Source organism: Paenibacillus sp. 7516, assembly GCF_002272715.1.
Classification (GTDB): domain Bacteria; phylum Bacillota; class Bacilli; order Paenibacillales; family Paenibacillaceae; genus Paenibacillus; species Paenibacillus illinoisensis_A.
This window is the reverse complement of the sequence record NZ_NPBI01000043.1, coordinates 1-2,739: the sequence shown is the minus strand read 5'-3', so window position 1 is coordinate 2,739 and position 2,739 is coordinate 1. Positions and strand designations below refer to the sequence as shown.

Genomic DNA, 2,739 nt, shown 5'->3' with positions numbered 1-2,739 from the left:
TGAGCTGCATGTTCAAAAAAGCTTGGCGAATCCGTCCCTCTTCATCACTAACAAGCTTGTTCGTGCTCGGATCAATTCCGCGCATGCCAGCAACATAAATATAATCTCCCGCACGAGTTCCCACATCCCATGTGCCAGTCGATTGGATGGCACCATTGGGTGCTAACGTTTCAACGCCATGAGGCGAAACAACGGTTACCTTGGAAGCGAAGGCGGGAGTACCCATTGCTGCAAACCCGATCTGCAACGCAAGCACGCCAGCCGTTAAACGCCTTACAGCTTTTCCTGTCTGTTTACTCGTCATTTCCAACAACCTTTCTTATGTATACGTTTTAAAATATTCTCGCTAACTATATCACAGATACACATTCTGTCAATTTTTAACTAGGTATTATAGACTAATACATTTAGATTTTTCACGAACAACCATGTCTTAAATACTACAAAATAATATATTTCAATTAAATTAATTTTATTTTTGTAAAATAGCACCTATTTAAACTTGTCGAATTTTAGCGCTTTCATAAACATTTATGACAAAAGACCTAAACTTTTCAAGTGGTTTTACCGACATATAAAAATGTCCTGTTTCCACTTTACAGGATTTTTATATTTCTAAACTAAACATAGGAAAGGACATAGGTAATGAAAAAAACAAAGAAGTCTCCTTCTAAACCATCTCAGTTCGACAAATTTAGGTTGGGCAAAAACATAACGATTAGAGCACGATTGAGTATCGCTTTTCTGGTGATCCTGATCCTGCCAACTGCCATCCTTGGTTTCTTATCATATCGGACTGCAAAAGATGACATCACCGAGCAATTCATGAGAAATACACGTCAGTCCGTAGAAACTGTGAATACTCAGCTGGATATGCTGATCAATACCAGTCTGGAAGATCTTAAGTATTTGTCACAAACCGTTAACGGAGAAATGGTTGATGGCGATGAGAGCCCTGAACTAAGACAAATTCTCGATCCCATCAAAGCGGTTAAATCCGAATATGATCATGTTCAATTTGCCACAGCAGAAGGTAAGCTTCTGAACTCACCACAGCAAACGTTTGCCGAAGATTTTGATCCACGGGAACGGGCATGGTACTCCATGGCAATCGAGAAGAAAGGCGAAGCACTTGTAAATAGCCCGATCATTAGTCAGGATGGCAAAGTCATCGTCGTCCCTTCCATGGCAACAGCCGATGATTCCGGTGTCGTCAGTATTGTTTTGAGTCTCACTAATTTTGCCGAACAGGTTAATAAAATCAAGGTTGGCGAAACAGGAACGGTTACTGTACTGGATAAAGATAATAAATACATAACTCATCCAACGATGGAGATTGGGACAGAAGACACGGAAACCTATGTCGCACAAATGAACGCACAACCGGAAGGTAACGTAACTTTCTCCTCTGAGGGGAACGATAAGATCGCCGTCTATCAAACGAATGATCTTACAGGGTGGAAAATCGTTGGTGTCATTGACGTAGAGGAAATCTCAGCAGCAAGCCGCGGAATCTTAATGACAACACTGGTTATTATTGCAATTTCCATCATTGGCGGATCCGTCCTTGTTATATGGGTCATTCGTTCCATCGACTTGCCTCTGAAACGATTAATGATCGCGACCAACAATATTGCAGCAGGTGACTTGACGAACGAAATTAAGATCACATCCAAGGACGAGCTCGGCGAACTGTCCGCAGCGGTTAATACCATGTCCGGCAATCTCAGACAATTGGTATCCCAGGTCGGATTCAATTCGGAGCAGGTCGCTGCAACTTCAGAAGAACTGTCGGCCAGCGCTGAACAAACCCGGGCAACTGCCGAATATATCTCGGAAGCGGTGCAGCATATTGCAGACGGCTCCGAGAAACTGGTTAATAACTCTTCGGCTTTTACACAATCTACCGAGGAAATTTCCAGAGGCATGGATCAGGCTGCTACATCCATTCAACAAGTGACTGAATTAACAAGCAGTGCCAATGAGAAAGCAAAAGAAGGTACAGCCGTTGTTAATCATGCCGTAGCACAAATGAATTTGATTCATGAAAAAGTTAATAATACCGCGAATGTGGTACATGCATTAGGTCAAAAAACAGATGAAATCGGTAATATCATCGGGCTGATCACTGAGATTTCAAGTCAGACCAACTTGCTTGCACTGAATGCAGCCATTGAGGCAGCACGTGCAGGAGAACACGGCCGCGGATTTGCTGTCGTTGCTGACGAGGTCAGAAAGCTGGCTGAACAATCCACAACGTCTGCGGAGAAAATTCGTAATCTGGTGCACGAGGTTCGCGAAGAAACCGCAAATGCAGTAACGGCCATGAATGAAGGTACAGCCGTTGTACAGGAAGGAATCTCCCTCGTTTCCCTAACCGGAGAGGCTTTCAGCGATATTGTGGAATCCATTGACCGCGTTGCTTCCGAATCCATTGATGTCTCTGCCATCGTGGAACAGGTACACGCGAGCGCCCAAAGCATGGTTAACATGGCAGAAGGTGTAGCCAATATCGCGGAGCAATCCGCTGGAAATACTCAAAATGTTGCCGCTTCTACGGAAGAGCAAAGTGCTTCCATGGTTGAAGTTTCTGCATCCGCAGACAGCTTGAGCAAAATGGCGCAAGAATTGCAGGAAGTTATCGGTAAATTCAAAGTCTAATATATGAAAAGCTCCCGTCAGGGAGCTTTTTCCGTCCCAGGAGGGATACTCTCCTTGCAGTCGAGACTGCGAAGTATT

2 protein-coding genes are annotated in these 2,739 nt (G+C 44.0%); one reads left to right on the top strand and one right to left on the bottom strand.

All coding sequences use genetic code 11. The features are described from left to right. A partial coding sequence (locus CHI14_RS27940) for a RidA family protein (RefSeq protein WP_212677031.1) occupies positions 1 to 304 on the bottom strand: 304 nt, incomplete at its 3' end. Between the two features lie 425 nt (positions 305 to 729). Between CHI14_RS27940 and CHI14_RS27935 the strand changes: the two genes are divergently transcribed. Continuing rightward, positions 730 to 2,661, top strand: coding sequence for a methyl-accepting chemotaxis protein (locus CHI14_RS27935; RefSeq protein ID WP_170948301.1), 1,932 nt, complete (start codon positions 730 to 732; stop codon positions 2,659 to 2,661). Positions 2,662 to 2,739 lie beyond the last annotated feature (78 nt).